We start from the raw sequence: 24,038 nt of genomic DNA, 5'->3' as shown, positions 1-24,038 counted from the left end.
CCCATGGCCGGCGGGCCGCCGAAACCCGGTTCAGCCTTGCTTGGCGTCGCCCTGCGGTATGGCGGCCGGGTCCATCCACATCGCTTCCCAGACGTGGCCGTCAGGATCGGCCAGGCTGCGATTGTACATGAAGCCATAATCCTGCTGGGCGTTGATGTCGGCGGCGCCGCCATTTTTAGCCGCCGCCTCGTTCATCGCATCGACCGCCGCGCGGCTGTCGCAGGACACGGCAAGCATGACCTCGCTCGAGGTGGCCGGTGGGATGGGGCGATCGGTGAACTGACGCCATTTGGCATGGGTGAGCAGCATGACGTTCATCGTTTCGCTCAGCACCATGCAGGCTGCGGTGTCGTCGGTGAAGTGCGGGTTGTTGTCGAAACCGAGAGCTTTGTAGAAGGCCATCGACGCAGCGAGGTCGGCGACGGGCAAGTTGACGAAGATCATACGGGGCATAGGGTCTCCTTGACAGTACACAGTTGAAACCGGACCGGCGTTGCGCCGGACCATCCTCCGATGCCTTCTCTCAAGGCACCGGTTTTGCTTTGCCGCGCAGCCTCTCGGTCTGCGCATTGTGCATCGCTTCGACCTCTTCGATGAAGCCGAGCAAAACCTGCATCTCGGCCACCGAGTATTTCTCCAGCAATGCGTCGCCCGCCTCGGGGATCGGATGGTAGCAGCGCCGGACGAGTTCCTCGGTCTTCTTGCCCGCCGCGACCATGACCTTGCGCCTGGCGGCTGACGAAGCCGCGCTTTTCCAGCCGGTCAATCAACGTCGTAACCGCCGCCGGCGTGAGATTTGTCTCCCTCGCTACGACGTTTGCCGGCCGCGGGCCGTGACTGATCGCGCCGAGACAGCGGCGCTCGGCAGCGCTCAGCACATAGATTTCGGCAACGGTCCCATCGAACGTTTCAACGGCATCCTGCCAGCGCGACATCGCGAAGCCTATCGCGTTGACCAGTTCCTTTTTTGTCGATCTTGGCTTCGATTCGAAATCTAATAATTAGACATCTATCTATCTGATTCTGGGATTAGCGTCAACGCCAAGCCGATTAGATGTGCATCTCCATGGTTTCGGTTCGTTGAACACAGCTGAGCATTCGCGGATGGCGCCACCGTCAAAACCTCTAGCGACTTTGTGTCTTTGCCGCGGGCGTCGCCCGCTGCGAAGCGTCGCTACTCCCCGGCCAGCCATTCCAGCGACCAGTGCGCCGGCTTTTCGACCGCCAGCAATCTGTGCAGGACCGGCAGCACGATGCGCAGTTCGCGCTCCAGCGTGAAGGGCGGGTTGACCACCACCATGCCGCTGCCGTCGAGGCTTGGTTCACGCGATGCCGGCCGGATCTCGAACTCGATGTCGAGCAATTTTGGGACGCCGGATTGCTTGAGCGCCTTGCGGAAGGCGATGATCGCTTTGCGGTCCTTGATCGGATACCACAGCGCGTAGATGCCACCCGGCCAGCGCCTGTGCGCTTTCTGCATGCCGTCGACCAGGCGGTCGAATTCGCCGGCTTCCTCGAACGGCGGATCGATCAGCACCAGGCCGCGCTTTTCCTTTGGCGGCAGATGCGCGCCAAGCGCCAGCCAGCCGTCGAGTTCGATCACCCTTGTCTGGAAATCGCCGGCAAACAGCGTCTTCAGCCTGGCGGCATCTGCGCCGTGCAGTTCGATCGCCGACAACCGGTCCTGCTTTCGCATGAGGTGCCTGGCGATCAATGGCGAGCCCGGATATTTCTTCACCCCGCCATCGGGATTGAGCGAACGCACCGCTTCAAGATAGGGGGCAAGCAGCGCAGCCGCCGATTTTTCGATCGGGGCGTTGATGAGGCGGCCGATGCCGCCTTGCCATTCGCCGGTCTTTTGCGCTTCCGCCGACGAAAGATCGTAGCGGCCAATGCCGGCATGAGTGTCGACGACACGGAACGCCTTGTCCTTCTGCTTCAGATAGTCGAGCAGAAGGCTGAGCACGACATGCTTGACGACATCGGCGAAATTGCCGGCGTGATAGGCGTGACGGTAGTTCATGCCGCGCTCATGTCGAGGAGCCTCTGCCCCAACGCGGCGGTGGCGGCTTCGAGTTCGGGTTCTCCGGCCGGCGACCGCCGAAAGCCAGAGTAAGCAGGAAGCCGATCAGGCCGACGGCCATCAGCCCATAGCCAACCGGCCGTGCGCGTTGATCGATCTCACCGGCGCCGGAGCGCAGTATCAGATCCACTGCGCGTATCGGGATATCGTCGGCGTCGCCCGGGCCGGCGGTGAAGAGATAGGCGCCGGGACTGACGGTTTCGATCACGCCGGCCTCGTCGCGAAAGATCTTGTCGGGCAGTTGCGGGCTGACCTGGCGCGGATTGTCGGCGTGGTTGAATTGCAGCGTCGAGGCAAGCACCGTGCGCCCGGCTGTGGCGGCAGTCAGCGTCAGCACGGTGCGCTGCTGCGAGACAATGCGCTCGGCCTTTGCCGTCAGGTCGACCAGCACTCTGACCGGCGCGTCGCCAGCTTTCAGCGTCACCGTCACAGGCCTAAACCGTCCCTGGTCGTAGACGCGCCAGGTGCCGATCTCGTGGCCGGAGAAATTGCTCATGGCCCAGGGATACACGAAGCCAATGGCGGCGCCGGCAAGCAGTATCAGGACAAACAGAAAGCGCATTGAGGAGATCCGGGTGTTCGACAGATTGCCAATAACGCCCTGAAGGCCAAAAAGCGATGGCTGACGCAGCGGAGCCACCTTTGTGGAGTCCGTTGGCGGCACGCAAGCCATGTGGCACTTATGGCGAATGAAGCCTTCCGCAGAAGCATTGACTCGTCTTTTCCAACCGATGCCGGTGGCTCATGCCCAATAGCACCGTGCTGATCACCGGTGCCCGCGCGCCGGTGGCGCTGCACTTGGCGCGGCTGCTGCATGGCGCCGGTTGCCGGGTGATCCTGGCCGACAGCCCGGCCCGGCCGATCGCCGCAGCGAGCACGGCCTGCGCCGCCTACAATCGCCTGCCGCCGCCGCGCTTTGCCGCCGACGCCTATGCCAAGGCGGTGGAAGCGCTTGTCCGCGCGGAAGGCATCGAACTCGTTATCCCGACCTGCGAGGAAGTCTTTTATCTCGGTCGTCTCTGGCAGCACCGCGCCATGCCGGCCCGCCTCTTCGCACCCGAGATGGCGATGCTCGCCCGCGTTCACGACAAGCATGCCTTCATCCGGCTGGCGCAGAGCCTTGGGCTCGACGTGCCGGAAACGATACTGCTGCAAAGCGAGGCCGATCTCGACGGCGTTCGTGGCCAATCGCGCGAATTGGTGTTCAAACCTGTGTGGTCACGTTTTGCCCGTGACGTACTGCTGCGGCCATCGCCGGACGAACTCGACGCCGTCCGCCCCTCGCCCGCCGCTCCTTGGGTGGCGCAGCGCTACATCGCAGGTGAAGAGATCAGCGCCTATGCGGTGGCGGTCGAGGGTGAACTCAAAGCGCTGGCGCTCTACAGTTCGCTCTATCGCGCCGGCAAGGGCGCCGGCATCTGTTTCGAGCCAGTCGGGGATGCGGCTGCCCGGCGCTTCGTCGAAACCTTCGTCGCCGGCGCCGGCTGGACCGGCCAGATCTCCTTCGACCTGATGCGCGAGAATAACGGCACGGTGCTGCCACTGGAGTGCAATCCGCGCGCCGTGAGCGGACTGCACTTCTTTCGCGATCCGCGGCGCTTCGCCGACGCGGTCCTGGAGGATGGCGCCGAGGTGAAGCCCGACGTGACGGCGCCGCAGACGGTGAGGCTTGCGATGTGGATCTACGGGATGCCGGCGGCACTGCGCTCCGGTGGTCTCGGCAGCTTTCGCCAGGCGATGCACGATGCCGATGAGCTGCTCGACTGGCCGGGCGACCCCGCGCCGAAGCGGGCGCAGTGGCGCACGCTGGCCGAGATCGCCGGCACAGCACTGCGCCAGCGCATCAGCCTTCAGGCTGCGTCGACGCGCGATATCGAGTGGAATGGGCCGGAGCAGGACTAGTCGAGTTGAAGCGGAACTTCCCGTTTTCAGCTGAGTGCGTAAGTCCTGCTAAGGTTGCCTAAACGGGATTAACTGGCTTTGCGGACAATTGCAGGCCAAGCGCCTTGGTTACGCCCAGCAATGTACTGAGGCGCGGATCGCCCTTTTCGCTCAGCGCCTTGTAGAGTGCCTCTCGGGTCACGCCGGCGTCCTTCGCTATGCTTGTCATGCCGCGGGCGCGCGCGACAATGCCGAGGGCGTGCGCAATATAAGTCGCGTCCCCGGTCTCGAACGCATCAGCGAGCAGTTCGGCTTGAGACTCAGCATCATCAAGATATTCGGCGGCGTCGAATGGTGTGGTTCTGAGGGTCATATCAAACTTCCTTTGCCATTTTCCTGGCTTTTCCGATGTCCCTGTCCTGCGAGCCTTTGTCACCGCCGCAGAGCAGGATAATGACCGTGTTGCCGCGCCGGACGAAGTACACGCGGTATCCCGGACCGTAATCTACGCGCAATTCTCCTATGCCATCGAAGAACTTGGCGTCTCCCGCCAGCCCAGCCTGAACGCGGACAATCCGTTGGGTGATCTTCTTTACGGCGCGAATGTCCGTGAGCCCTCTGAGCCATTTTCGGAATTCGTCAGTGGATCGAACTTCGATCATCCGTGAACTATAATTTACAGCAGAACTGGAATCAAGTGCCGTGAACTTTAGATTACAGCTCGATTTGGTGCACCCGCGGCTCTGCCGCCGCCGGTGGCATCTTGCCGTCGATGATCGCTGCTATGTCGCGGCGCAGGAAATCCAGCGGGCCGATCGCCGGCTGAACCTGCGGCGATATACGGGCGTTGTCGCTGGCCGATTTCAGCACACGGCGATCCTGCTGCAGGGCAAAGGCAAAGAGCGGCCGGAAAGCAAGCGCCTTGAGTTCGCCGAACAGGCCCTGTCGCGGGCCGATCAGCCAGCCGACGCCTTCGACGGTCCGTTCGTCCGCCTGACGCAAATGGAAAGTGGTCGCCAGCGCCAAGCCGCCCTTGCCCCAATATTCGAGTTCGACGATGCCGGGATGGCGGTAGCGGCCGATGGTCCTGGCGCGCTCGCCTTCCAGCAGCCGGCTGACCAGCCCCTGTTGGCGGTCCTCGCCGGTGTAGCAGCTTTCGACCCAGCCCTTGCCGCCGGTCACCTCGACGCGCACGAGATGGCGCTTTGCGGTCAGGCCGCGCAGCACACCCTTGTGGGTGAAGTGGGTGTGAGTGGCGTCGAGAATGTTCTCGGCGGCGTCGAGCACCGTCGATCGCGCCGAGCTTCGCACCCGCTTCACGACGACATCCTTGCCTTGCATGCAATGGAGATAGGGCTCGCCCTCAGGCGTGCCTGCCGAGACGAAGACGACGCCGTCGCGCTCGATCGCGCTGTAGCGGCGGATACGGTAATGCGGGACGTCGCCGACATGGCCGGGAATGGCGGTGCAGCGCCCTTCCCCATTGTAGCGCCAGCCATGATAGGGACATTCGATCTCGCCACCGACGACCTTGCCGGTCGAGAGTTCGACCAGGCGGTGAGCGCAGCGGTCGAAGAGGGCGGCAATGCCTTTCGCCGAGCGGAACAGCACCAGTGGCGCGCCGTCGAACAGGATGCGCTTCGGCTTGGCTTTGATGTCGGCAGACCGCATCACCGCCTGCCAATAGTCTTTGTCTTTCTGCTGCCGGGTGTCGCTCAAAGTTCAAATCTCCTGAGCAGGGGAATGCCGATCTTCGCGAGCACAAATTCCATGATACGCACTGCCGCGCGCTGGCGGCGCGGCAGATGGGCAGCATAGACGGCGTTGTATTCCACCGTCGCCACGGCGCCGCGCAAGCGTTTGAAGGCGGCGGCACCGGCGCTCATGTTGAAGAACAGGCCGTGCGCCATCGCATGATCCTGAGCCAGCGCCATCATCATGCGGTAAAGGCCTTCGCTCACCGGGAGGCCGGTGTCGTAGCCGACGATGGGCTGCGTCAGTGTCCTGCCGTTCTGAGACAAAGCGGCGACGGCGACCAGTTCACCGCCGGGACGACGCAGGCCTGCCAGTTGCAGGATGCCGCGACGGTGCGTCTCGCCGATATAGCGGGCGGTGTAGTGCGGGTTGAGCGGCGTGTATTTGTCGAGATAGAGCATCCGGTAGAGCGCTTCGGCGCGCGCATAGTCGGCCTCGGTGAAGTCGCCATTGCCGACCCGCTCGAACGGTGTCGTGCGCAGCCGCTTGCGGTCGCGCTTCATGTCGTTGGTCATGGCCGAACCGCGGCCGGCGAAGATGTAGATTTGCCGCGCCGCCAGCATTCGAAAACCCTCCGCCTTCAGCGCTGCGATTGTCGAGGGATCGGCGATCTCGTTCAGGGAGCGGATGAGAACAGCGCGATCGGGAAAACGCGCCGTGAGATCGTCGCGGATCGCAGCGACCGCGTTGCGATCGAGCAGCGGCACCGGATTGGTCGAATAGAGCCAGTTGTTGACCTGAACCTGATGGTCGAGGCCGCTCATCCTGACCAGCGGCGCGCACAGGCCGATCAGCATCCGCATCGTTGTTTGCAGCAAGGGCGAGGAGACGAAATTGCGGGTCTCGTCGATGGCATAGTCGATATAGGCGCTGGACGGGCAGCAGATGTAGCAGTTCGGCGCTTCGCTTCTGTCGTTCAGCGTCAGCGGAAAGGAGCGGCCGGCGATCTCGAAGGTTTCGACAGCCACTGTCAGATTGCGCACGAGGTCGCGCACCGGCACCTCGTTGAAAAGCTGAACGAAGGCTTCGACCTCACGCGGGTTGTTTTCTACCCGGTTCGTCTGATCGAGTGGCAACATAGCGGGCCGGTTCATGATGCCGCTCCCAGGTGGCATTCGACCCGACGCAGTTTGCGGCCGGTCTCCAACGGCAGGTCCCTGCGAACAAGGCTGACCGAAGCTGTCGCCTGGCGCGCCGCCAGCAAATTGCGCACGGACTGATGGGCGGCGGTGGCGGCTTCGTCGGCAAGCCCGGGGGCCAGGCTGAGTTCGATTGCATCTTCAGCGGTCTGGACCAGGCGGAAATCGTCGATGCGCCGGTCGGCCTTGAGCACCGCATTGCGTAGTATGTCGGGCGTGACGAGGAGCTGCCCGTGCGGCGAGGAGAGCCGGAAAGCGTCGTCCATGCGGCCGACGATCTCGTCCAGCGTGCGCAGCGGCGAGCCGCAGCGGCATGGCTTTTCGGACAGCCGCAGCAAGTCGTTCATGCGGTAGCGCGCCATGATCTGGGTCCGGCGGCGAAAGGCGGTGATCAGCGGCATGACCAAGCCGTCGCCGGCCGGTTCGAACTCGAAGAACACCGAATCCTCGGCCAGATGCAGCCCGCCCTGGCGGCAGGTGACGGCGAACAGCCCTTCGGTCGCCATGTAGATCTGGTCGACCTGACCACCAAAGAATGCCTCGATGACCGGCCGGTCAACCGGGTCGAGCGTTTCGGCGGCGCTGAAGACACGCTGCGGCTTGAGCCGAAAGCCCTCGGCCGCGAAGTGCCGCAGTATCTTCGGTGGCGCGATGATCACCGTCGGCGCGAAATCTTCGAGAGCGCCGCGCCAGCTCTCCGGACCGCGCGTCAGATCGAAGAAGCGCAGGTCGATACGCCGCGATTTGCGCGCGCTATCGTAGAGCCCGGTGTTTTGCGGCAGGATCACCGCAACGCGCTGCCGGCGCCAGAGCAGATCGGGCACGGCCTTGGCCAGGATGGTGCCCAGCCAGCGGTATTTTTCCGCCTCGGAAATGACGAACAGGCCACGATTGCCCGACGTGCCGGTGCTGGAGCCGACAGTCAGCTCGCCAATGCGGCTATCGCCGGCCTGCGCCTTCCAGGCCTCGGCGGCCGAGACGCCATGAATGTTGAAGCGCTCGAAATTGCCCATCACCGTCGCCTTGTCGGTCACCGGCAGGTCGCCGAGAAGACGCGGCGCCTTGCCGTAGAACGGCGCGCGCGGCAGGTCGCGGTCGAGAAAGCGGCGCAAGGCTTGCGCCTGCCAGCGCTCGAAACTCTCGCGGCTTTTGCGCGAAACCCATTGCGTCAGCGCAAACGAACGGATCGCTTCGGCCGGCCCGTTCACGCGCTCTCTCCGGCCACATCGTAGGCCGTCACCGCCGGATCATGACAAAGAACAACCTCGCCGCCGGTCGCCAGAAACCGACGCAACATTACGCTGGTCGGCTCGATCGCGGCGGCATCCTCGGCCAGCAGGGTTGCAGGCAGACCGGGAGTTCGGTTTTCCACCAATGCTCTGATCAGCCATTGCGCATCGACGGCGTAGAGCAGCGGCCGCTCCAGATTGGGGAACAAAAGGCCGAACTGGCCATCGGCATGGCCGGGCAGATCGACTGCGACGACGCTGCCGTCGCCGAACAGATCGGCGCCGCCTGGCACGCCGCCGCGAGGTTCGATCCGCCGCTTCGACGACAGCCCGTCGAGTCGGGCCTCGAAGTCAGACGGGAACAGTTCCTTGAAGACGCCATGGCGCAGATTCTGCTGGGAAGTCTTGGCCTTCGCCCGCGCCCAGGCGGTGTCATTGGCGATAAGCCGAGCGTTGGGAAACAGCGACAGGCCCGACATGTGGTCGGCATGGAAATGCGTGACAATGACGGTGCGCACGTCCTGCGGCGAGAGGCCGAAGCGCGCCAGTACCGCGAGCGGCTGCTCGGCTTCGTTGAGCTGGGGCCGGAGGATCGCACTGTAAAGACGCAGCGCCGTGCTGCGCCCACTGCCTTGTGTCACATGCGGCGTGTAGCCGGTATCGATCAGGACGGGGCCGGCTCGCGGATGCATGATCAGGCCGTAGCGGACACGTAGCCTGACCTTCGCCCAGCTGCCGCCGCGCAGGATCAGGCGCTCGGCTGCGCTGACAGAGGCGCTGTTGGCGAAGACGATCTTCACGCTGCCCTCCTGCTTTCCATCGCCTTGCCGAATGTGCGATCGAGCCCTTCCTCGAACGACACTTTCGGCGCCCAGCCGAGGATGCGGCCTGCCTTGGAAAGATCGAGGCTCTGCGCATAGGCGAACAGGCCAAGACCGTAGCGCGTCACCGGCGGTTCCGGGCGGCCGGGCAATATATTCGCTACCGCCTCCGCTATCCCGGCCGTCAGCATGGCGGGCCAGAGCGGCATTCTGCGCCAGCGCGGCTGCACGCCGGCGCGGGCGCAGGCCGCCTCGGCAATGCGGCGGACCGGCACCACTTCGCCGCCGGAGATGTTGAATATCTGTCCCTCGGCAGCCCTCCCGGCGGACAGCGCGGCAAGCACCGCATCGACGACATCCTCTATATAAGTGAGATCGATGCGCGCCTTGCCGTCGCGAAACAGCGGCAGCGGGCGCTGCCGTGCCACCTGCAGCAGACGCGGCAGCAGCGTGCGATCGCCGGGACCGTAGAGGCCGCGCGGCCGCAGCACCACCGGGCTGATCTCAGGCGCCGCCAGCACGATCTCCTCGGCCTGCCGCTTGGTGCGGGCATAGTGATTGACCGGAGGGGGCAAGGCCGCATTCTCGGAAACTCCGAGCTGGTCGCGATAGGCGAAACAGACCGTCGGGCTGGAGATATGGACGAAGCGGCGCACGCCTTGCCCGCGCGCGAAATCGCTGAGGTTGCGGGTAGCTGTGACATTTGCCGTCTGGAAATCCGCCAACCTGCCGAAGGGCGCGGAAAGTGCCGCGCAGTGGATGATCGCATCGACTCCGTAGAGAGCGCGCGCGGCAGCTGCATCGAACGGTTGAGACAAATCGAGCCGAACGACCCGATGACCAGCGGCTTCGAGCGCCGCGCAGCGTTTGGCGTCCCTGCCAAGACCCAGCGCCGGTGTACCCAGTGCAGCCAGCCGCGCCATGACATGCGCGCCGAGGAAGCCGCTGGCGCCGGTGACGAGGACGCGTCCCACGGTCATGCTTCCAGCGCCATGCCGCCGAACGACACGCCGGCCGAGGTGCCGAGGAACAGCACTTTGGCGCCGGGCACAATGCGTTGTTCGCGGCGCGCGACGTCGAGCGCAAAGGGGATGGAAGCGGCGATCTGATTGCCGTAGCGCGCCGCGATGTCGACCAGCTTTTCCCTGGCGAAGCCGGTCTGGCGCGCCATGTGGGCGAGCGCCAAAGGGCTCGCCTGATGCGGCACGACGAGGTCGACATCGTCGTGCCGCCAGCCGGCGCGATCGAGCAACTCCGCTACAAAGCCGTTGAAATGGCGTGACGTGACGCGAAACAGTTCCTTACCCTCCATGTGGAACAGGCTGTGGCGGGCGAATTCCTCAGGCTCACGATGAAAGTCGAACCGGGTGCCACCGGAGCCGATGCTGCAGGCCTCATAGGCGGAAGGGTAGGTGCGCATCAGGTTGGCCGCGACCCGACCCTCGCTTGGGGCCTGTTGCAGCACGGCGGCCGCCGCGCCATCGCCGAAGAGGGCCGCAATTTCCGGCTGGTCCTGCCACGGCAGGGCGCGCGAGGCGATTTCAGACGAGAACACCAGCGCCGTCCGGCATTGCCCGGCCTCGATCAGGCGCGACGCGGTCTCGAAGGCTGTGAGGAAGCCGAGGCAGGTGCTGTTGACGTCGAAGGCGGCCGCCGACCCATCGGCAAGGCCGAGGCGCTGCATGACCAGCGGCGCCGTCGACGGCAACGGCTGGTAAGGCACGCCGCAACCGCCGATGACCAGATCGACACTGCCTGCCTCAAGTTCGGCATCGGCAAGCGCCAGACGGGCTGCGGCACAAGCAAGGTCGACCTGCGATTCGGCCTCGCAGACATAGCGTTCGATGATGCCGGTCGCGGCCTCGAAATGTCCATCGCCAAACCCCAGCCGCGCATCGAGGGCGCGCGACGTCACGCATCGAGCCGGCACGGCCCGCCCGGTTCCGATGATCCTGATCCGCATTCTCAGCCCGCCCAATGAGCCTGCATCCAGTCAATCCATAAAACGGATCCAATGTGATGGCCATCATCAAGACGAATGCGTGGGAACTATGGAGCCTTCAGTGGATTGCGGCTAGAATCTCTCGCAAGTATAAAGACCCGTACGGGGGCGATTATGGCCAGATCTTTTTTCCGCTTTATTTCTTCAATTTTTGGCGCGTCCGACGCCAGACAGGAAGGAAAAGCCGAGGCCAACAGAGCCAATACAGGGGGCTTGATCAGAGCCGAATGGCCCCATGACTATCAGTTCCTCTTTATCGAACCACCTGCGAACGAAGTCGCGGAAGCGTTGGACGGCTGGAAGTGGATCGGACTGGATGGCCTTGAACCAGCTGCGGTGTCAGCTTTCGGCGACATATTTTTCCGTGCCGGCGACGGGTCGGTTCGTCATCTCGATATGCTCGACGGGAAATTGACCAGAATTGCGGGTCATTGGGCGGAATTTCAGGCCGACTTGCAGAATGAAGCGCGCCGCGACGAGTTGCTGCTGGCGGGCCTTGTCGTTGCCGCCCGAAAGAACCGACTGATTCCGGCAGCCGGCCAATGCTATGATTTCAAGAAGCCGCCGGTGCTTGGCGGCGAAATGAGTCTGCGAGAGATGGAAACGACGTTTTTCGTTGTGAAGGTGCATATCGCCGGCCAAATCCATCGGCAGGTGAAAGATCTCCCGCAGGGCGCGAAGATAAACAAGGTTACGATCAGCGACCGATAACGCGACTTACGCCTTGCGCTCCCAGCGACGGTCGGGCGTCTGCTGCCAGTAGGTGACAGCGTGGCCCGCTTCTTTCAACACCTTCCAATGCGTCCGCGCCCCTTCGACCTGGGCCGCGTCATGGCCGTCGAACAGTAACACGGCGCGTTCGTAGCCGGCGAGATCGGCGGGTGCGGCGCCATCGACGAGGAAGCGTATCTGCGCCTGGTTGGGGTTGGCGTCGCTCGTGGTGAGCAGGATTGGCTGTTCGGCCGGATGGGCTTCACGGTCGGTCGCGTGCGCGAGGAACGAATCGTCCCTGAATGTCCACAGATGCAGGTCGAGCGCATCGCGCCGCTCCTCGGTCCCTGTCTGCACCACGGCGCGCCAGCCGCGATCGACGCTGCGCTCGAGCAGGCCGGGAAGCGCATCCTCCAGCGTCGATTCGGTCAGGTGGTAGAACAGGACATCGGCCATTCCCTGCCTTATCCCTCGTAATTGTCGCGCACCAGCCGGTCGAGCAGCCTGACGCCGAAACCCGAGCCCCAGGACTGGTTGATCTCGCTCGGCGGAGAGCCCATCGCGGTGCCGGCGATGTCGAGATGCGCCCACGGCGTTTCCTTGACGAAGCGCTGCAGGAACTGCGCGGCGATGATGGCGCCGCCATAGCGGCCGCCGATGTTCTTCATGTCGGCGTTCTTGGAATCGATCAGCTTGTCGTATTCGGGCCCAAGCGGCATGCGCCACAGCCGCTCCTGACTCGCCTGGCCGGCCGCCGTCAACCTGTCCGAAAGTTCGTCATTGTTGGAGAACAGGCCGGCATAATGCTGGCCGAGCGCGACCATGATGGCGCCGGTCAGCGTCGCCAGATTGACCATGAATTTCGGCTGGAAGCGGTCGTTGCAATACCACAGCGCGTCGGCCAGAACGAGGCGTCCTTCGGCATCGGTGTTGAGCACCTCGATGGTCTGACCCGACATCGAGGTGACGATGTCGCCGGGGCGCTGGGCATGGCCGTCGACGGCATTTTCCACCAGCCCGACGATGCCGACGACATTGGCCTTGGCCTTTCGCGCGGCCAGCGCCTGGATGAGCCCGATGACGGCCGCGGCACCGCCCATGTCGCCCTTCATGTCTTCCATGCCGGAGGCCGGCTTCATAGAATTGCCGCCGGTGTCGAAGGTGACGCCCTTGCCGACGAAGGCGACCGGTGCGTCCTTGGCCTTGCCGCCCTTCCATTGCATGACAGCCATCCGGGCGCCGCGCGGCGAACCCTGCGCGACACCGAGGAGCGAGCCCATGCCGAGCTTCTTCATTTCCTTCTCGGTGAGGATCTCGACCTCGACGCCGAGCGCTTCCAGTTCCTTGGCGCGGGCGGCGAATTCGATCGGGCCGAGCGTATTGGCCGGTTCGTTGACAAGGTCGCGCGCCAGAAGCACGCCGTCGATGACCGCAACCTCGTCGGCGAAGGCCTTTTTCGCCGCGGCAGGATCGGCGGTGTGGATGGTCACCTTGACCGGTTTCTTCGGCTCGGCATCGACCTTGTCTTTCCTGGTCTTGTATTTGTCGAAGGAGTAGCTGCGAAGAATGATGCCGGCGGCAAGGTTCGCCGCTTGCCTGCCGCCAATCTTTGCGCCCGGCACATCGAGGATGACGGCCACCTCCGCTGCCTTGCGCAGGGACGCGGCGATGGTGCCGCCAAGCTTCAGCCAGGCAAAGTCATCGAGGCCGGCGACCTTGCCGGCGCCGACCGCCACCAGTCGGTCGAGCGATGTTCCCTGCGGCGCCAGCACTTCGACGACACCGGCGAATTTTCCGGAAAACTCCGCCACCGGAAACGCCCGCGCCAGCGTTCCTGAGGGGTCGCAGGCCTTTGCCGGTTCGCCAAGACCACCATCGTCGGCCGCCAGCACGATGATGCTGCCCTTTTTGGGTGCGGCAAATTTGGCGAAGGCGATCAATGGTCTCAAAGTCATCAGGTCCTGCTTTCGGGAAACGGCTCAGATTTTCAGGAAAAATGCATTCTCAGGGAAGATGCGCGACATTTGGTCGTTTTCCTTGATTTGGCAAGACTTTGCCGGAATCAGGGCTCATATGCGCAGCGGAATCGATAACGATTCGTCGCGGCACGGCTCCGCTTTCCTGCCGCAACCTTTTGTTAACCATTGATGTTCTCCCTTTCTTATTCATTGCCGCCGACACTCCGGCCTGCGGAACGGGCGATGTGGGACGGAGAATCGGATCGAACCGCCTGAAAGAAATGGCCAAACGCACCCAGTTGTACAGCCGCAGCCGGACGACTACCTTGTCGGCGGGCATGATGCCGTTCGGCAAATCGAGAAAAGCCTTACATGAAGGTCGTTGAACGCTACATCATGCGTCGCGCACTGGCGGTGTTTCTCGCTGCGCTGATCTGGACGCTGGCCATTGTCTGGACGACGCAGGTGCTTGCCCGCATCGACCTGGTCACCGACAGTGGCCAATCGGCGCTCACTTTTTTCGAGGTCGCGGGCCTCATCATCCCCACCATCATCCCGATCGTGGTGCCATTCGCCCTGGTGGTGGCGGTGGCCCAGACGCTCAGCGTCATGAACTCCGATTCGGAATTGGCCGTCATCAACGCCGCCGGCGCCTCGCGCTGGACGATTGTGCGGCCGGTCCTGCTGATCGCGCTGGCGGCCAGCGTCTTTTCCTTCGCGGTCGACAATGGCGTCGAACCCTATGCCAGGCAGAAGAACCGCCAGCTGATAGCATCCTCGCGCGCCGATCTCTTGTCGCTGATCATCCAGGAAGGCACGTTCCGCAAGATCGACGACGGGCTGTTCCTGCAGATCGGCGAGCGGCTGCCGGACAACCGGCTCGGCGGCATCTTCGTGGCCGATTCGCGCGAGGAAGGCGCCAATCTGATCTATTATGCCAAGAGCGGCAGCGTCGTCGAAAAGGGTGACGAGAAGGTGCTGATGATGAATGACGGCGTCATTCATCGCAAGACGCTGACCGGCGACCTGTCGGTCATTCGCTTCACGTCCTACGCCTTCGACCTTTCCGCCTTCATGTCGGCGGCGAACGATATCATGCTCCTGCCCAAGGACCGAACGACGCAATACCTGCTCAACCCGGATCCGAACGACAAGATCTTCCAGCGCAGGCCCGGCGCCTACAAGGCCGAGCTCGACCAGCGCTTTTCCGAATGGTCCTATTCGCTGGTGTTCGCGCTGATCGCGCTGGCCGTGGCAGGCGATGCGCGCTCACACCGCGAGGCGCGCATCCACCCGCTGATCACAGCCATCGCCATTGCGCTGTTCGTGCGCTGGCTGGGCTTCTTTGCCGCCGGCAAGGCCGACAAGATCCCGCAATACGCCTATATGGTCTATGGCGTGCCGGTCATCGCCTCGGCGGTCGCCATCTGGTTCATCGTCACCTCGCGAAGCATGGAACTGCCCGGCAGCTGGGCCGACTGGATGACGAATTTCGCCGGCCGCGTCAGCGATGGCTGGACGGCGCTCAAGCTGCGCCTCAATCGGCGCTACACATCCGGCCAGGGAGCCTGACGATGGGCTGGACCCTGGGCCGCTACTTCTTCTTTCGCTACGTGTCGATCACGATCTGGTTCTTCATCGGCCTTCTGGCGCTGGTGTTCCTGATCGACTTCACCGAGCTGTCTGGCCGCATCACCGGCCTGCCGGGCTTCACCTACGGCACGGCGGTCGCCATCTCGGCGCTGAGGATGCCGATGATCATGCTGCAGACGGTGCCGTTCGTCGGCCTGTTCTCGGCGATGGCGACGCTGGTCTCGCTCAACCGAAAATACGAGCTGGTGATTGCGCGCTCGGCCGGAGTGTCGGCCTGGCAGTTTCTGTTGCCCTGCTGCATCGGTGCGCTGTTATTCGGCATATTGTCGGTCGGCGTGCTCAATCCGATCGCCGCGCATGGCTTCTCATGGTCGGAGCAGATGGAAAACCAGCTGCGATCCGGCAATTCGAACGCGGTGGCGGCCGATGCCACGCCGTGGATCCGCCAGAAAACCAACTCCGGCGATACCATCATCGGCGCCCGCGCCATCCTGAACCAGGGCCTGGAAATGGCCGACACCGTGTTCTTCGTCCTCGATCCGCAGGGCAATATCGTCGAGCGCAAGGACGCCGCCCGGGCCTTTCTGCGCGACGGCTACTGGGAATTGCAGGACGTCAAGGTGTTCAAGGACGGCAACATCCGTTCCGAAACGACCGACCAGTTGCCGACCAACCTCAAGCCGGAATTCGTGCAGGAACGGCTGGCGCGCCCCGAAACCATCCCGTTTTACGACCTTCCCGGCAAGATTGAGGTTGCCCGCTCCTTCGGCCTCAAGGCAAATGCCTTCGCCATGCAGTTCGATTCGCTGGTGGCGTTACCGTTCCTGCTTGTGGCCATGACGCTGATTGCGGCAACAGTTTCAATGCGATTTGCGAGGATGGGGCAGTCGGCAACGATGATTCTGGGTGGCGTCCTCGCCGGCTTTCTGCTTTATGTCGTTTCGGTATTGGTCAAGGCATTCGGCGTTGCGGGATTCGTGCCCACAGCCGTGGCTGCATGGGTTCCGGTTGTCGTGGCTATGTTCTTTGGGGTGACATTCCTGCTATACAAGGAAGACGGCTAGTGAGGGAGGCGGCTTTGCGCAGCCATAGGCAGGCCGGTTTGGCGCGCCTCTATTCGGCGAGCGCCTTGGCATGCCTGCTCGCCTGCGGCGTGCTGACGGGCCCTGCGCTGGCGCAGGACGTTACCGACGTGGCAACGAAGGTTCCCTCCGGCTCCCAGATGCTGCTGGCGGCCGACACGCTCGTCTATAACAACGACAACCAGACGGTCACCGCCATCGGCGGCGTCCAGATCGACTATGGCGGCAACAAGCTCGTCGCCCAGCGCGTCGTCTATGATCGAAACACCAAGCGGCTGGTTGCCAGCGGCAATGTCGAGATCGTCAACAGCGACGGCACCAAGATCAACTCGCAGCATATCGATATTACCGACGATTTCGCTGACGGTTTCGTCAATGCGCTGCGCGTCGAAACGCCCGAAAAAGCCTATTTCGCCGCCGAAAGCGCCGAGCGCATGGGCGGCGTGCTGACAACGTTCCACAACGGCGTCTATACGGCCTGCGAGCCTTGCGAAGACAAGCCGGACAAGGCGCCGACCTGGCGGATCAAAGCCAGGAAGATCATCTGGAACGGCGAAAAGAAAACGGTTCGCTTCGAGAACGCGAATTTCGAATTCTTCGGTTTCCCGCTGGCTTATCTGCCGGCGTTCGAGATCGCCGACCCGACGGTCAAGCGCAAAAGCGGCTTCCTGATCCCCAGCATCGGCTACAACAATCGTCTCGGCGTCGGCGTCAAAGTCCCCTACTACTTCGCTTTGTCGCCGACCTACGACCTCACCGTTACCGGCAGCGGCTACACCAAGCAGGGTTTCCTCGGCGAGGCCGAGTGGCGCCAGCGCTTCAACAATGGCCAATACACGCTGAAGCTTGCCGGAATCAACCAGCAGGACCCTGGCGCTTTCCGTGATTTCGCGGCTTTCCCCGGCGGCTACAATGTCAATTCGGGGCCAGCAGGCGATCCGAACAAGTTCCGCGGCATGATGGGCACCAAGGGCCAGTTCGCCATCAATCCGCGCTGGGACTTCGGCTGGGATATCCTGCTTCAGACCGACAAGAATTTTTCGCGTACCTATACGATCGAAGGCTACAACGACGCCGTGCATCAATCGTCGGTCTACCTGACCGGCCTAAACGACCGCAATTATTTCGATGTGCGCGCCATGCGCTTCCAGGTTCAGGAGAACACACCGGACGGCAACGTCGCATCGCGCAGCGACAAGCAGCCCTGGGTGTTGCCGTCGCTCGACTATGCCTACATCCCCGACATGTCGGTGGCCGGCGGCCAGCTGTCGTTCAACGTCAATGCGCGCATCATCCGCCGCGACGATCTCGATCAGGCCTATTTTACCCCCTATGTGCCGGGCTCAGGCGTCCAGCGCGTGCGCGGCATCGAGGGCGAATCCGGTCGCCTCACCGCCGAGGCCGAATGGAAGCGTACCTTCACCACGGACGGCGGATTGCAGTTGACGCCCCTTCTGGCTCTGCAGGGCGACGTCGACTATCTCAACGCTTCTTCGGCTTCGCTGACTGCGGTAAACCAGATGGCAACGAATGTCGGTGCCGCCGACGACATGCGGTCTTCCTTCGCCCGGTACATGGCGACCGCCGGACTTGAAATGCGCTGGCCGGTGCTGTTCTCGATGACCGGCTCCAGCCATATCGTCGAGCCGATGGCGCAGGTCTTCATGCGCCCGAATGAGCAGTATGTCGGCGGGCTCGCCGTTCCCAACGAGGATGCACAGAGCTTCGTCTTCGACGCCACGACCCTGTTCGAGCGCGACAAGTTCTCCGGCTACGACCGCGTCGAAGGCGGCAGCCGCGCCAATGTCGGGTTCCGCTATTCCGGCGCCTACGACAGTGGCTGGGGCACCAACGCGATCTTCGGCCAATCCTACCAGTTGGGCGGGCGCAACTCGTTCGATTCACCGGATCTGGTCAATGCGGGCGCCGATTCCGGCTTGGAGACTTCGACCTCCGACTATGTCGGCCTTGTCGGCTTCAGCAGCCCGAGCGGCTTCTCCGGTTCGCTCAGCGGCCGCTTCGACGAGCAGACCTTCGAAGTTCGCCGTGCCGAGGTGAAGGCCGCCTATTCCGGGCTGCCGGTTTCGCTGAGCGCCAAATACGCCTTCATCCAGGCGCAGCCGCTCTATGGTTTCACCACCGACCGCCACGAAGTCACGCTCGGCGCCTCGACACACCTGGCCGAAAACTGGCGCGTCTTCGGCACCGGCACCTACGACCTGCAACAAAGCGTGCTGGTCAAGGACGGCGTCGGCTTTGCCTACAATGATTCCTGCTTCACCTACCTGATGACGTACTCGGAATCACGCGACATCAACACCAAGGAAGTGTCGCAGAATGTCGGCTTCAACCTGTCGTTCCGCACGCTCGGCGATTTCGGCTCGTCCCAAAGCTCGATCGACTCCATCCAGTAGAGCCGGCTGACGACATCGTTTTGCCGCATAAAGCGGGCACGGATTTCGCCAATATCGGGCTGGAATCGGCCAAAACCGGGCTAGAATGGGATGCTTTCGATGAGGAAATACCTGTTTTCGGCAGGATTCGCGCTCCTGTTCGCGGCGACCTCGGTCTCTGTCACCACGATGGTACCGCCGGCCTTCGCCAGTGAAATCAAGTATGTCGTCAACAACATGCCGATCACCACCGGCGACATCGCGCACCGGGCTGCCTTCCTGAAACTGCAGCGCAAGAAGGGTGACGCGGGTCAGGAAATGATCGACCAGACGCTGCGTATGGCGGAGGCCAGGCGTCTCGGCATCCGCATCTCCGACGCCCAGGTAGAGGCTGCCTATCAGCGCTTTGCCTCGAGCAACAAGATGCAGCTCAAGCAGCTCGACGGTGTCATGGCGCAGTCCGGCGTGACCAAGGAGCATTTCAAGGAATTCATCCGCTCCCAGATGGCGTGGAACCAGGCGCTGAGCGCACGCTACGGCGGCGGCGGCGGGGAGGTGAGCGAACAGGATCTGGTCAAGCGCATGCTCGAAAAAGGCGGCGCCAAGCCAAGCGCCACCGAGTACATGCTGCAGCAGGTGATCTTCGTGGTGCCGAAGGCCGAGCGCAGTGCCACACTCGCCAAACGCAAGCGCGAGGCCGAAGCCATGCGAGCCCGCTTCAATGGCTGCAACACCACGCGTGAATTCGCCAAGGGCCTGATCGACGTCACCGTTCGCGACCTCCCCCGATTGCTGGCGCCGCAACTGCCGCCGGACTGGGCCGAGCAGATCAAGGCCACCAAGCTGGGCGGCGCCACGGCCGTGCGCGAGACCGATCGTGGCATTGAATTCATCGGCATCTGCTCGTCGCGCGAGGTTTCCGACGACAAGGCGGCCCAGATGGTGTTCCAGAGCGAAGGCAGCGACAAGAACGCCGACGAGCTCTCGGCCAAATATGTCGAAGAGCTGAAGGCGAAAGCCAAGATCGTTACGCGCTGAACCGGCCCAGCCGTGCGTGAGACAGAGCTTCCGCTGGCGCTGAGCGTCGGCGATCCATCCGGCGTCGGTCCGGAAATCGCCATTGCCGCGTGGCAGAGCGCCCGCGGTTCCGGTGCCGCGCCCTTCTATCTTCTCGCCGATCCGGCGCTGATTGCCGCGCGGGCGCGCCGGCTCGGCGCGGCGGTGGCAATCGCCGAGACGGTGCCGGCCCAAGCAGCTGGTGTCTTTCAACACGCCTTGCCCGTGGTGCCGCTGGCGGCCCACTTCACCGACGATCCCGGCCGGCCCGACCCGGCCAATGCCGCCGGCATCATCGAGGCCATCGATCGCGCCGTCGCCGACTGCCTTGCCGGTCACGCGGCCGCGGTCGTCACCTGTCCGATCGCGAAGAAGCCGCTTTACGATGCCGGCTTCGGCTTTCCCGGTCACACCGAATATCTGGCGCATCTGGCCTCGCTCCACACCGGCGGCACGGTGACGCCGGTGATGCTGATCGCCGGCCCCGAATTGCGCACCGTTCCTGTCACCATCCACATCGCGCTGGCCGAGGTGCCGAAGACGCTGACGACGGAGCTGATCGTTGCCATCGCGCGCATCACCGCCGGCGATCTTGCACGCCGTTTCGGCATCGCCAGGCCGAGGCTCGCGCTTGCCGGCCTCAATCCGCATGCCGGCGAAAGCGGCGCCATGGGGACAGAGGACGAGCGCATCATTCGTCCTGCGGTCGACATGTTGCGGGCGCAAGGCATCGATGCCTTCGGGCCGCTGCCGGCCGATACGATGTTTCATGCGCGCGCCCGCGCCGGCTACGACGTGGCGGTCTGCATGTACCATGACCAGGCGTTGATCCCGGCCAAGGCGCTGGCCTTCGACGAGGCCGTCAACGTCACGCTTGGCCTGCCGTTCATCCGCACCTCGCCCGATCACGGCACAGCCTTCGACATCGCCGGCAAGGGCATCGCACGTCCCGACAGCCTGATCGCGGCGCTGAAGCTGGCCCGCCGGCTGGCCGATACCGGCGCAAAGCCCGCAGCTGCATGAGCCAAAAATCATGAGCCCAAATCATGAGCCCAAAATTCATGAGCATTGACGGGCTGCCGCCGCTGCGCGAGGTGATCGAGCGCCATGGACTGCAGGCAAAGAAGGCGCTTGGCCAGAATTTCCTGCTCGACCTCAATTTGACCGGCAAGATCGCGCGGGTCGCCGGCGACCTCAGCGACAGCACGGTGATCGAGGTCGGCCCCGGCCCCGGCGGGCTGACCAGGGCGCTGCTCGCTGCCGGTGCCGGCCGCGTCGTCGCCATCGAGCGCGACGAACGCTGCCTTGCGGCCTTGGCCGAGGTCTCCAACCACTATCCGGGCCGGCTCGAGGTGATCAGCGGCGATGCGCTGAAGACGGATTTTGCCGCTCTTGCCAAGACCGCGTCACAAGACGGCCCGGTGAGGATTGCCGCCAACCTGCCCTACAATATCGGCACCGAGCTGTTGATCCGTTGGCTGACCGTGGCGGACTGGCCACCCTTCTATCAATCGATGACGCTGATGTTCCAGCGCGAGGTGGCCGAGCGCATTGTCGCCGGTGCCGGCAGCGATGCTTATGGCCGGCTCGGCGTGCTGGCGGGCTGGCGGACCGAGGCGAGGATCGCCTTCGACGTGCCGCCGCAAGCGTTCACGCCGCCACCCAAGGTAACGTCCTCGGTGGTGCATCTGGTGCCGCGCGCCAGCCCTTTGTCAACCGACGTGAAAAAACTCGGTCGCGTCACCGAAGCCGCTTTCGGCCAGCGCCGGAAAATGCTGCGGCAGAGCGTGAAGAGCCTGGGTGGCGAGGCACTGCTGACGCGCGCCGGCATCGATCCGACCCGGCGTGCGGAGACGCTCAGCGTCGAGGAATTCGTGCGGCTGACAAACGCGGTTTGACCGGCGGCGCTAGCGCCGCCTAGCAATCGTCATTCAAACGCATTACATTGACGTCGAAGGAGATTGCCATGCCAGCAAATGCACTGGTCCAGACGCGTATCGACGCCGACATCCGGGATCGAGCTTCGGCGGTGCTCGAAAGCATGGGGCTGACGGTCTCGGATGCGGTGCGGATATTGCTCACCCGAACCGCCAACGAGGGTGCGCTGCCCATCGATCTCGTCACAAACAACGAGGCGTATGATTTATGGTTTCGCGCCAAGGTTCGCGAAGCGCTCGACGACACCCGACAAGACATTCCTGATGATCAAGTCGAGGCGCATTTTGCCGAGAGACGCGCTGCGGCGCGGCGTTCGGGTGAACCTAAATCTTGAAGATCGTCTGGTCGCCATTCGCGCTTTCAGATCGCGACGGCATCTTCGCGCATATCGAGGCCGACAATCCTGCGGCCGCGATCGCCACCGATGAGCGGATCGTCGCCGCAATCAACCGTCTTCGGGACCTTCCCCAAAGCGGCCGGATCGGCGGGCTTGCAGGGACACGAGAGAGCGTCATCGTCGGCACGCCATATGTCGCGGCCTATCAGCTGACCAACAGCACGATTCGAATCCTGCGCGTGCTTCACGGAGCGCAGCGTTGGCCGGACGATCTGCCAGGCAGCTGATGCGGCTAATTTAGATTGCCAGCGGTGGACGAGCTATTCCGTCTTCTCGTCCAGCAACCCCGAGACGAAATCGAACAGCCCGGGCCGGCGGTCGCGCCGCAGCCTTTCCGCCGTCACGATGCCACGCACTTCGGCGAAGGCGCGGTCGAGATCGTCGTTGACGATGACAAAGTCATATTCCTTCCAGTGCTCGATCTCGTTGCGGGCGTTCTTCAGCCTGGTCTCGATCACGTGCTCCTGGTCCTCGGCGCGGCGCTTGAGGCGCGACTTCAATTCCTTCATCGACGGCGGCAGGATGAAGATCGAGACGATGTCGGCGCGCATCTTCTCCTTGAGCTGCTGGGCGCCTTGCCAGTCGATGTCGAAGAGCATGTCACGGCCCTGCGCCAGCGCCAGTTCGGCCGGCTCGCGCGGCGTCGCGTAGCAATTGCCGTGCACCTCGGCCCATTCGAGCAACGCGTCGGAATCGCGCAGCCGCTCGAACTCGCGCGTGGTGCGGAAGTGATAGTGGACGCCCTCGATCTCCGAGCCGCGGCGTGGCCTGGTGGTGACCGAGACCGATAATTCCAGGCTGCCGTCGCTTTCCAGCAGGTTGCGCGCGATCGTCGACTTGCCGGCGCCCGACGGCGACGACAGGACCAGCATCAGCCCGCGGCGGCGAATGCGGGATCCGAGATCCCTGGCAACCATCGGCTCCTTGGCACCCATTCGGGTTTACTCCAGATTCTGGACCTGTTCGCGAAACTGGTCGACCACCGCCTTGAGTTCCAGCCCGATGGCGGTGACAGTGGCGGCGTTTGACTTGGAACACAGCGTATTCGATTCGCGGTTGAATTCCTGCGCCAGAAAATCGAGCTTGCGGCCGATGGCGCCGCCATTTGCCAGCAGCGCTCTGCCCGACGCCACATGCGTCTTCAGCCGATCGATCTCTTCACGGATATCGGCCTTGGTGGCCAGGAACGCCGCTTCCATGTGCAGCCGGCCGGCATCGAGATTGGCCGACGCATCCATCAGCAGCCGCACCTGTTCGGCGATCCGCTCGCGGATCGCCGCCGGTTCGCGCGACGGGTCGGCCTCGGCTTGAAGCGTCAGCGCCTCAATGGCGTCGATATGGCCGGAAAGCAGCGAACGCAGCGCTTCGCCCTCGCTCTGGCGTGCCTGCTCGAGACCTGTAAGCGCCGTTTCCAGCGCCGACAGGATTGACGCGTCGAGTGCTGCCCGCACCTCCTCGGTTTCGCTGGTTTCAGGGATATCGAGCACGCCGCGCAGAGAAAGCAGACCGTCGGCAGTTGCCGGACCAACACCGAACTGGTCCTGCAGCCGCTTGGCCAAGCCCGCCAGATCCCTGAGGAAGGCTTCGTTGACCACCGGCTGCGCCTGCTGGCCGGCGGCGCGGCCGACGGTCAGCGTCGCCTGGAAATTGCCACGCGAAAAGCGCTTCTGCAGCGTCTGCCGCACAGTCGGTTCGAGCCGCTCGAAACCTTGCGGCAACCGCAACCTGACCTCGACGCTCTTGCCGTTGACCGACTTGACCTCCCAGGCGATCGAGGCGCCGTCATGTTCGGCAACAGTGCGTGCAAATCCGGTCATGCTCTGCAAATTCATGATGCGGCTCGTGTCTCCCTGATGGTCCGATTCTACAAATCGCGCATGCGTTCGATATCACGGGCGGCGCGAATGTCAGAATCGCAACACCAGCAAGATGTTGATTTCCGCTGTCGTTTCGATCTCGCAGGGCTGAAATCGAGAAGCAGAGGCACCCGAGCAAGACCG

Annotated in this window: 27 protein-coding genes; 10 read left to right on the top strand and 17 right to left on the bottom strand. The window is 63.4% G+C overall.

The annotated features are described in order from the left end of the window. Positions 1–30 precede the first annotated feature (30 nt). From NKJ57_RS21645 to NKJ57_RS21630, 4 genes are all read right to left on the bottom strand, one after another. Positions 31–453, bottom strand: a complete 423-nt coding sequence (locus NKJ57_RS21645; protein ID WP_352512268.1) for a VOC family protein — start codon at positions 451–453, stop codon at positions 31–33. Then, the gene (locus tag NKJ57_RS21640; protein WP_352512401.1) at positions 441–842 is read right to left on the bottom strand and encodes a MarR family transcriptional regulator; all 402 of its coding nucleotides are present in this window, start codon (positions 840–842) and stop codon (positions 441–443) included. The genes NKJ57_RS21645 and NKJ57_RS21640 overlap by 13 nt, the downstream gene beginning before the upstream one ends. 332 nt (positions 843–1,174) lie before the next feature. Then, complete coding sequence (locus tag NKJ57_RS21635) at positions 1,175–2,023, bottom strand: 23S rRNA (adenine(2030)-N(6))-methyltransferase RlmJ (protein WP_023727338.1); 849 nt, start codon at positions 2,021–2,023, stop codon at positions 1,175–1,177. A 7-nt stretch (positions 2,024–2,030) separates the two neighbouring features. Next, a complete protein-coding gene (locus NKJ57_RS21630; protein ID WP_023684715.1) occupies positions 2,031–2,645 on the bottom strand; it encodes a hypothetical protein in 615 nt (204 codons plus the stop codon). Between the two features lie 182 nt (positions 2,646–2,827). On the opposite strand from NKJ57_RS21630, the gene NKJ57_RS21625 reads away from it, so the two are divergent. Further along, positions 2,828–3,985, top strand: a complete 1,158-nt coding sequence (locus NKJ57_RS21625) for an ATP-grasp domain-containing protein (protein ID WP_352512270.1) — start codon at positions 2,828–2,830, stop codon at positions 3,983–3,985. A 58-nt stretch (positions 3,986–4,043) separates the two neighbouring features. Here the strand turns inward: NKJ57_RS21625 and NKJ57_RS21620 are convergent, their stop codons facing one another. From NKJ57_RS21620 to NKJ57_RS21585, 8 genes are read right to left on the bottom strand one after another with little or no spacing between them, the layout of a single operon-like run. After that, positions 4,044–4,337 carry an addiction module antidote protein gene (locus NKJ57_RS21620; protein ID WP_023672747.1) on the bottom strand — a complete coding sequence of 98 codons (294 nt, stop codon included), beginning with the start codon at positions 4,335–4,337 and terminating at the stop codon, positions 4,044–4,046. A gap of 1 nt (position 4,338) precedes the next feature. Then, complete coding sequence (locus NKJ57_RS21615) at positions 4,339–4,626, bottom strand: type II toxin-antitoxin system RelE/ParE family toxin (protein ID WP_023727340.1); 288 nt, start codon at positions 4,624–4,626, stop codon at positions 4,339–4,341. A gap of 52 nt (positions 4,627–4,678) precedes the next feature. Beyond that, a complete protein-coding gene (locus NKJ57_RS21610; protein WP_023731126.1) occupies positions 4,679–5,683 on the bottom strand; it encodes a Rieske 2Fe-2S domain-containing protein in 1,005 nt (334 codons plus the stop codon). Next, the gene (locus NKJ57_RS21605) at positions 5,680–6,813 is read right to left on the bottom strand and encodes a GNAT family N-acetyltransferase (RefSeq protein ID WP_352512271.1); all 1,134 of its coding nucleotides are present in this window, start codon (positions 6,811–6,813) and stop codon (positions 5,680–5,682) included. The genes NKJ57_RS21610 and NKJ57_RS21605 overlap by 4 nt, the downstream gene beginning before the upstream one ends. Continuing rightward, a complete protein-coding gene (locus NKJ57_RS21600) occupies positions 6,810–8,066 on the bottom strand; it encodes a F390 synthetase-related protein (protein ID WP_027048817.1) in 1,257 nt (418 codons plus the stop codon). Before NKJ57_RS21600 ends, NKJ57_RS21605 begins: the two co-directional genes overlap by 4 nt. Then, positions 8,063–8,887 carry an MBL fold metallo-hydrolase gene (locus NKJ57_RS21595; protein WP_027048816.1) on the bottom strand — a complete coding sequence of 275 codons (825 nt, stop codon included), beginning with the start codon at positions 8,885–8,887 and terminating at the stop codon, positions 8,063–8,065. Before NKJ57_RS21595 ends, NKJ57_RS21600 begins: the two co-directional genes overlap by 4 nt. Further along, positions 8,884–9,888: an NAD-dependent epimerase/dehydratase family protein gene (locus NKJ57_RS21590; protein ID WP_027048815.1), complete on the bottom strand. Its 1,005-nt coding sequence runs from the start codon at positions 9,886–9,888 to the stop codon at positions 8,884–8,886. Before NKJ57_RS21590 ends, NKJ57_RS21595 begins: the two co-directional genes overlap by 4 nt. Beyond that, positions 9,885–10,823, bottom strand: coding sequence for a 3-oxoacyl-ACP synthase III family protein (locus NKJ57_RS21585; protein ID WP_245270981.1), 939 nt, complete (start codon positions 10,821–10,823; stop codon positions 9,885–9,887). Before NKJ57_RS21585 ends, NKJ57_RS21590 begins: the two co-directional genes overlap by 4 nt. A 201-nt stretch (positions 10,824–11,024) precedes the next feature. Here NKJ57_RS21585 and NKJ57_RS21580 point away from each other — a divergent pair, with 201 nt between their 5' ends. Then, the gene (locus tag NKJ57_RS21580; RefSeq protein WP_023693959.1) at positions 11,025–11,621 is read left to right on the top strand and encodes a T6SS immunity protein Tdi1 domain-containing protein; all 597 of its coding nucleotides are present in this window, start codon (positions 11,025–11,027) and stop codon (positions 11,619–11,621) included. A 6-nt stretch (positions 11,622–11,627) separates the two neighbouring features. Here the strand turns inward: NKJ57_RS21580 and NKJ57_RS21575 are convergent, their stop codons facing one another. Genes NKJ57_RS21575 through NKJ57_RS21565 form a run of 3 tightly spaced genes read right to left on the bottom strand, consistent with a single transcriptional unit; the run spans position 11,628 to position 13,919 of the window. Beyond that, positions 11,628–12,077, bottom strand: coding sequence for a DNA polymerase III subunit chi (locus tag NKJ57_RS21575; protein WP_352512273.1), 450 nt, complete (start codon positions 12,075–12,077; stop codon positions 11,628–11,630). An 8-nt stretch (positions 12,078–12,085) separates the two neighbouring features. Further along, the gene (locus tag NKJ57_RS21570; protein WP_352512275.1) at positions 12,086–13,576 is read right to left on the bottom strand and encodes a leucyl aminopeptidase; all 1,491 of its coding nucleotides are present in this window, start codon (positions 13,574–13,576) and stop codon (positions 12,086–12,088) included. A gap of 49 nt (positions 13,577–13,625) precedes the next feature. Next, positions 13,626–13,919, bottom strand: coding sequence for a hypothetical protein (locus NKJ57_RS21565; protein WP_155921583.1), 294 nt, complete (start codon positions 13,917–13,919; stop codon positions 13,626–13,628). A 32-nt stretch (positions 13,920–13,951) separates the two neighbouring features. Between NKJ57_RS21565 and lptF the strand changes: the two genes are divergently transcribed. The 8 genes from lptF to NKJ57_RS21525 all read left to right on the top strand — a co-directional run bounded on the left by lptF (position 13,952) and on the right by NKJ57_RS21525 (position 22,265). Next, on the top strand, positions 13,952–15,151 hold the full coding sequence (lptF, locus tag NKJ57_RS21560) for an LPS export ABC transporter permease LptF (protein ID WP_023672737.1): 1,200 nt from the start codon (positions 13,952–13,954) through the stop codon (positions 15,149–15,151). 2 nt (positions 15,152–15,153) lie between these two features. Then, entirely contained in the window at positions 15,154–16,236 is a 1,083-nt protein-coding gene (lptG, locus tag NKJ57_RS21555; RefSeq protein WP_023695591.1) for an LPS export ABC transporter permease LptG, read from the top strand. Continuing rightward, the gene (locus NKJ57_RS21550) at positions 16,236–18,668 is read left to right on the top strand and encodes an LPS-assembly protein LptD (protein ID WP_023705353.1); all 2,433 of its coding nucleotides are present in this window, start codon (positions 16,236–16,238) and stop codon (positions 18,666–18,668) included. Before lptG ends, NKJ57_RS21550 begins: the two co-directional genes overlap by 1 nt. 90 nt (positions 18,669–18,758) lie before the next feature. After that, positions 18,759–19,685 carry a peptidylprolyl isomerase gene (locus NKJ57_RS21545; RefSeq protein ID WP_023705354.1) on the top strand — a complete coding sequence of 309 codons (927 nt, stop codon included), beginning with the start codon at positions 18,759–18,761 and terminating at the stop codon, positions 19,683–19,685. A 12-nt stretch (positions 19,686–19,697) separates the two neighbouring features. After that, positions 19,698–20,726: a 4-hydroxythreonine-4-phosphate dehydrogenase PdxA gene (gene pdxA / locus NKJ57_RS21540; protein ID WP_031196567.1), complete on the top strand. Its 1,029-nt coding sequence runs from the start codon at positions 19,698–19,700 to the stop codon at positions 20,724–20,726. A gap of 38 nt (positions 20,727–20,764) precedes the next feature. After that, positions 20,765–21,601: a 16S rRNA (adenine(1518)-N(6)/adenine(1519)-N(6))-dimethyltransferase RsmA gene (gene rsmA / locus NKJ57_RS21535; RefSeq protein WP_023705356.1), complete on the top strand. Its 837-nt coding sequence runs from the start codon at positions 20,765–20,767 to the stop codon at positions 21,599–21,601. A gap of 68 nt (positions 21,602–21,669) precedes the next feature. Then, positions 21,670–21,975 carry a type II toxin-antitoxin system RelB/DinJ family antitoxin gene (locus tag NKJ57_RS21530; RefSeq protein ID WP_023672731.1) on the top strand — a complete coding sequence of 102 codons (306 nt, stop codon included), beginning with the start codon at positions 21,670–21,672 and terminating at the stop codon, positions 21,973–21,975. Continuing rightward, positions 21,972–22,265 (top strand): type II toxin-antitoxin system RelE/ParE family toxin, encoded by a 294-nt coding sequence (locus NKJ57_RS21525; RefSeq protein WP_023705357.1) that lies wholly within the window; start codon positions 21,972–21,974, stop codon positions 22,263–22,265. The genes NKJ57_RS21530 and NKJ57_RS21525 overlap by 4 nt, the downstream gene beginning before the upstream one ends. 33 nt (positions 22,266–22,298) lie before the next feature. On the opposite strand, the gene gmk is transcribed toward NKJ57_RS21525, so the two are convergent. Next, positions 22,299–22,973, bottom strand: coding sequence for a guanylate kinase (gene gmk, locus NKJ57_RS21520; RefSeq protein ID WP_031193552.1), 675 nt, complete (start codon positions 22,971–22,973; stop codon positions 22,299–22,301). Positions 22,974–22,979: 6 nt separating this feature from the next. Then, entirely contained in the window at positions 22,980–23,870 is an 891-nt protein-coding gene (locus NKJ57_RS21515; protein ID WP_023695597.1) for a YicC/YloC family endoribonuclease, read from the bottom strand. Positions 23,871–24,038: the final 168 nt, after the last annotated feature.

Origin of the sequence: Mesorhizobium sp. M0077 (assembly GCF_040322955.1) — a bacterium.
GTDB lineage: Bacteria > Pseudomonadota > Alphaproteobacteria > Rhizobiales > Rhizobiaceae > Mesorhizobium.
The sequence above is the reverse complement of the archived record's forward strand: the minus strand, read 5'-3'. Positions and strand labels throughout refer to the sequence as shown.